Origin of the sequence: Thermococcus sp. (genome assembly GCF_027008145.1) — an archaeon.
Lineage (GTDB): Archaea > Methanobacteriota_B > Thermococci > Thermococcales > Thermococcaceae > Thermococcus.
Genome location: NZ_JALTCZ010000159.1, coordinates 1 through 5,596, shown reverse-complemented (window position 1 = coordinate 5,596; position 5,596 = coordinate 1). Strand labels below are relative to the sequence as shown.

Annotated in this window: 5 protein-coding genes; 3 read left to right on the top strand and 2 right to left on the bottom strand. The window is 52.9% G+C overall.

The features are described 5' to 3' along the window. From MVD07_RS07565 to MVD07_RS07555, 3 genes are all read left to right on the top strand, one after another. Positions 1 to 1,014, top strand: a 1,014-nt coding sequence (locus tag MVD07_RS07565) for a sulfatase-like hydrolase/transferase (protein WP_297500359.1), incomplete at its 5' end; no start/stop codon positions are given. 5 nt (positions 1,015 to 1,019) lie between these two features. Then, positions 1,020 to 2,393, top strand: coding sequence for a sulfatase (locus MVD07_RS07560; RefSeq protein WP_297500356.1), 1,374 nt, complete (start codon positions 1,020 to 1,022; stop codon positions 2,391 to 2,393). Next, a complete protein-coding gene (locus tag MVD07_RS07555; protein WP_297500353.1) occupies positions 2,390 to 3,520 on the top strand; it encodes a glycosyltransferase family 4 protein in 1,131 nt (376 codons plus the stop codon). The genes MVD07_RS07560 and MVD07_RS07555 overlap by 4 nt, the downstream gene beginning before the upstream one ends. On the opposite strand, the gene MVD07_RS07550 is transcribed toward MVD07_RS07555, so the two are convergent. Both MVD07_RS07550 and MVD07_RS07545 read right to left on the bottom strand, forming a co-directional pair. Beyond that, positions 3,491 to 4,741 (bottom strand): glycosyltransferase family 4 protein, encoded by a 1,251-nt coding sequence (locus MVD07_RS07550; RefSeq protein ID WP_297500350.1) that lies wholly within the window; start codon positions 4,739 to 4,741, stop codon positions 3,491 to 3,493. The genes MVD07_RS07555 and MVD07_RS07550 overlap by 30 nt on opposite strands. Next, positions 4,738 to 5,596, bottom strand: an 859-nt coding sequence (locus MVD07_RS07545; RefSeq protein WP_297500348.1) for a glycosyltransferase, incomplete at its 5' end; no start/stop codon positions are given. The genes MVD07_RS07545 and MVD07_RS07550, both read right to left, overlap by 4 nt.

Below are 5,596 nucleotides of genomic sequence, written 5' to 3'. Positions count from 1 at the left end.
AAGTACCTTGACGACCTGAAGAACCTGAGGGGCCTCAAGGAAAGCGTGGTGACCCTTCCCGAGGTTCTCTACTTTCTGGGATACAGTGTCTATGTTGGGACGGTAATAGAGCTTTCCTCGCTCCCCTTGAAGAGAAGGGTTCCACTTATAAGGTGGTACCCCGGGGAGACTAGGGCCGAGAGAATATTCGGGGACTTTTTGAAGTGGGCCGAAAAAAGGGGAGGGAAAAGCTTCTTCGCCTACCTTCACCTCGGCGACCCCCACGAGCCCCTCAACCCGCCAGAGGAGTACTGGAACTATTTTGGGAGGGTGAAGAGGCTCAAGAACATAGAGACTTGGGCATACACAAGACCAGAGGACTGGGAGAAGCCGGGGTTTAAAGAATACGTTGAAAACAGGGTTCTCCTTTACGACAGCACCCTGAGGTACGTTAACGACCAGCTTGAGCTGTTCTTTGACAGACTTGAGAAAGCGGGAATCCTAGATAATACTCTTGTTGTAGTCACAGCAGACCACGGCGAGGAATTCTGGGAGCACGCAAAGACAGAAGCAGAACACTTCTACGACACTAGGAAGGGCACCGGCTACGGTCATGGCCACAATGTTTTCAGGGAGGTAGCCGAGGTGCCTGTAGTTTTCCACGGCTTCAGCGGGCTGAGGGAAAGGAAGCTCGTCTCCTCAACCGACGTAACCCCCACTATACTGAGGGAGCTCGGTGTTGAACCGCTCTTCCAACTGGACGGGGTTCCCCTCCAGGAGAGAGAGCCAAAGGGAAGAGCTATACTGATAGAGGCATCAGGGTATGGATACGAGAAGAAGGCCCTGTACCTCGGTGACCTGAAGTTCCTCTACGCGCCGGACGACAACGTCAGGTGGATTTTCAACCTGAAAAGGGACCCTAAGGAGAAGAGCCCAATAACGGACAGTGAAGCCATAAGTATCATGGAGAGAAAACTCAAATCACTCCTCTCAAAGATTCAGGTAGGAGGGATTAAAAAGGTTGGGCGGGAGTGAGACCAATGCTGCTCAGGAACATGGAAAAATGGGCAAAGTACCAGGTGAGAAGAAGGGCAATGCTCCTGAAGTATAAACTCGGAAGTAAAGAGGAGCTAATACCAGCGAAGGGGCCCAATAAGAGGTTGGAGAGCATCTTAAAGGGCTTTGAGATAGAAAGACCCTCAAAGAACGTGCTGATAGTTGTGATTGATTGCTTCAGATACTGGAGCACCTCCCAGTCGGGGTACGAGAGGGATACTACACCTTTCTTTGATGACTTTGGAAAGCTCCTGAAGGCCCACGCTCCCGCCCCCTGGACGTATCCTTCAGTCCCCTCGATTCTAAGCGGGCTCTATCCCCACAGGCATGGCGCCTTCCTCAGGGGCGAGTTCAAGAACTTTACAAAGCTGGACTCCTTAAAGCCCCTGAGACCCTCGGTTCCCCTCATAACGGACGTCCTTGAAAGGGCAGGCTACGGGATATACGTGGCAACGGCTATAGACCCCGTATCCTACTCCCTGCGGGGAAGGGTAGATGTAATACAGCACCACTACCTAACCCCAGCAGGAAGAGTACTCCGGAGGTTTGTGGAGTGGGTCGCAAGAGAGGGGAAACCGTTTTTTGCTTACCTTCACCTGGGTGACCCCCACGAGCCGTTGAACCCGCCAAAAGAGTACCGCAACTACTTCGGAAAAGTCAAAACCCTGCCAAACATAGACACATGGAACTATCATTTCCAGTGGGAGCGGGAACGTGATCCGAAGGGCTTCGAGAAGTACAGGTTTTATAGAGTTTTGTTGTATGACAACGTTCTTAGGTACGTTAACGATGCTCTGGAATGGCTTGTTGAGGAGCTTGAAAAGAGAAAACTCCTAGATGATACCCTTGTTGTAGTCACAGCAGACCACGGCGAGGAATTCTGGGAGCACGCAAAGACAGAAGCAGAACACTTCAGGCACGCAAAGGGATGGAGCGGTATATCACACGGCCACAACGTCTTCGCCGAGATAATAGACGTGCCGCTCCTTCTTGGGGGCTACGTTGAGAGGCCCGTAAGGGCCGGCACTCCAAGGAGCCTCGTGGACATAGTCCCCACCGTTCTGGATACACTGGGTATTGGATATCCCAGAGGTTTTTTTAACGGGGTTTCCCTCTTCAGGGAGAGAAAGAAACCGGTCTTAAGCGAGGGCGTCTCCTCAGGGTACGAGAAGAAGGCTCTCATAGACGGAAGGTACAAACTCCTCCACGCTCCTGGCGATGGCGTGAAGTGGGTCTTCGATTACGTTTCAGACTCAAGGGACATCAGACCCCTAGAGAACGCGGGCGCCCTAATGGAAATGGAGAAGAAGCTAAAGATGCTCATGGTGTCCGGGATCGGGAGGGGAATTCGGCTATGAGAAAGCCCCGCGTGCTGATACTCCACAACCAAGTTGCCCCCTATAGGCTACCGCTGTTTGAGAGAATGAAGAAGAACTTTGACATCACAGTCTACTTCTGCGAGCTTAAGTCCCGGGACAGAATGTGGAAGACCGGGCTCCTCAGTAAGTTCACCTTTAACTGGAAAGTGCTGGAGGGGTTGAGGGTTGGAAGCATAATACTCAACACCCCCACACTTCTAATTAAGGCCCTTCGAGGGTGGGACGCCTACCTGATAGCTGACAACGTCGAGAACATACCCGCAACATGGATGGTTGCGATTGCCTCAAAGATTTCAGGGAAACCACTAATAGTCTGGTCGGAGAAGATAGACAGCCCCTGGAACCGGGAGGTCGTGGGAAGGTCTTTTCTGAAGAGGGCCGTCCTAAAAGTGCATGAAAAAGCCCTCTTCTCGCTGGCTGATGTGATTGTAGCTTACAGTAAGAAGGCGAGGAAATACCTCATGAAAAGGGGTGTTTTTCTAGGTAAGATAGTTCAGGGAATGCAGGTAATGCCAGAGGAAGTTCTCCCCAGGGAGGACTGTGCTGGGATTGAAGAAAGGCTGAGAAGATACAGGAGGACAATCCTTTATCTGGGCTATCTGAGGCCGGAGAAGGGGGTAGAGCAGCTCATAGAGTCCTTCGTCTCAGCCGACGTTGACGCCTGCCTCCTCATCGTTGGCACGGGGCCTCTAAAGGAAAGGCTTGAAAGGGAGTACTCATCCTCAGAAAAGGTCGTTTTCTACGGTTACGCCGGTGAAAACGAAAAGCCCTGCCTCTACAGGATGGCGGAATTTCTGGTTCTCCCCACATTGAGGGATTCATGGGGCCTCGTCGTTAACGAGGCCCTCTACTATGGAACTCCAGTGATAACAACAACGGCTGCTGGGGCATCTATGCTCATAGAGAACGAAAAAACCGGTTTTGTTATCAAAGCTGGAGACTGGGAGGCCCTAAAAGAACTGCTGGAGGAGCTAACTTCCAACCCAAAAACGCTGAGAAAAATGAGGAGATTAGCCAAAAAATCCGGAAAAAGATATTCAGAAAGCGCATTCGGGGCGCGGGCCTTTATAAAGGCTCTAGAGAAGGCCCTTGTAAACCCTAAGTAAACGGGTAGCGTGCTCCCCCATATCTTCCGGGGGCTTCTGAGCTCGACCGAACTCCTCAACCAGCTCCGGGTGTTCAAGAAAGACACCCATCCACCTAGCTAGGTCACGAAAATCCCCGGGGGCAAAAAGGAAACCCGTTTTACCGTGGGTCACAAACTCAGGGATTGCCCCGAGGTTTGACGCTACCACTGGCGTCTTGGAGAGTGCAGCCTCGGCCAGAACAAGGGGACAGTTTTCATACCAGAGGGAAGGAAACAGGAGAACGTCTATGGAGGAGTAAGGGATGCGGATGTCCTCAAACCGGCCCATGAACTTAACCCTCTCATCCTTCCCCATAAATTCCTTCAGCTTGGAAACGTAGTCCGGGTCGCCCCCTCCCCCGTATATCCTGAGCTCAAAGTTTCCCTCAAGGAATTTGGCCGCCTTAACAGCGACGTGGGCACCTTTCTGATAGCTCGGGACACCGATAAAACCAAAGACCAGCCTGCTTTCGTTCCTCCTCTTTTTGAACCCCCTGAAAACAGAATGGGGGTAGCCGTTTCTGATGTGTGTTACCTTCTCTTCATCCAGCCCGGCCTCGATAAACTTCGTCCTCAAAAAGTTTGATGGGGCTATTACTACGTCCACAGAGCCGAGGACTTTGAGGAGGAGTTCGTTCCTTGAGGCGAACCTAGAGGGTCTATTAAATGGCTTCAGAATTCTCGTGGAAGCACTCTCTGGAATGCTCTTCCTGGAGAGGTAGGATGCCATGATGTGGTTCCAGCACTCGGAGCACCTTGCCGGCTCGGGCCCCGGGCAGGGAGTTCTCTTCTTGAAGCTCATTATGTTTATCGGGCATATAAACCAGTAGTCGTGGAGGGTCTGGACGGTCGGATAGCCCCTCTCCGAAGCAAGGAGGGGGAGAAGGCCGGTTCGAAAGGCCCAGAGGTTGTGGAAGTGGACGACGTCCGGCTCAACCTCTCCAAGAACCTTCAAAAACGTTTTCTCAACACGGCCGTTTTTGTATGTCCTATCGATGAAAAGGGCCCTGAGCGGGGATGAGACTGGGGGAACTGCGTGGTATCGTATCCCGTTTTCCTCCCATCCCTCCCCTGTCCTGGAGACTGTAAAGACGTGGACTTCATGACGTTTGGCAAGTTCAAGAGCCAGGTAATGGACGTAGAGACCCGCCCCTCCGAGCCTTTCGGGGGGATACCCTGAGGTCACAAGCAGGATCCTCATCCTTCAGCCTCCCCTATGAGCTTCATCAGCTTCCGCCGGGAGATAACCCCTAATTTTATTAGCCTTTTCCTGTCAAGGCCTCCCAAGAGGGAGTTCAGCTCCCCACGTGAAACGACCCAACAGCACTGGCGAAGCTCCCTGGGCATCTCAGCGTCGTCAAAGACCACAACGGGCTTTCTCCTGGCGAGCGCCTCCGCTATCGGCAGGCCCCAGCCCTCATATCTGGAAGCATGGACGTAGAGGTCTAAGGAGTCGTAGAACTCGACAAGCTCCTCATCAGGAACGAAGCCGAGGAGCTTTATTCTCTCATCGCCTTCGGCCAGCTCCCTCACCCTCTCGAACTCCTCCCCGGCTCCAGCCAGCAGGAGCCTGGCTCCGGGATTACGCCAGCTCTTGAAGAGCTCAACGAGAAGGGAGTGCCTCTTGTGGTAGTCCATCCTAGAGAGGTAGCCTATAACAAACTCCCCGTCCCTGAACTTTCCGGCCCTCTTCGGCTCGGTGAAAAAGCGCTCGTCTATCGGCTGGTGGAGGACGCGAATCTTATCCTCGGGAATCCCGGCAAAGTGGACGAGGTCGAGCTTCGTCAGGTGAGAAACGGCGTAGACAACATCCACCTTTCTGGCGGAGAGGAGGCCAAGGCGGATGAAAAAGCGCTCAAAGAACCCCTTAATCCCTTTTCTCCTGTATTTGAGGGGGATTATGTCATGAATGGTCACCCTCTTCTCGGTCCCCGACTTGAAGAGGGGGAGGGTTATCCCCTCTATGACGCCAGCGGCGTGGTAAACGTCGCACTTCGAGCGGACGAGCCACAAGGGGATCCCGAAGAACTGCCAGAGGAGGTATGATGTTCTCTCT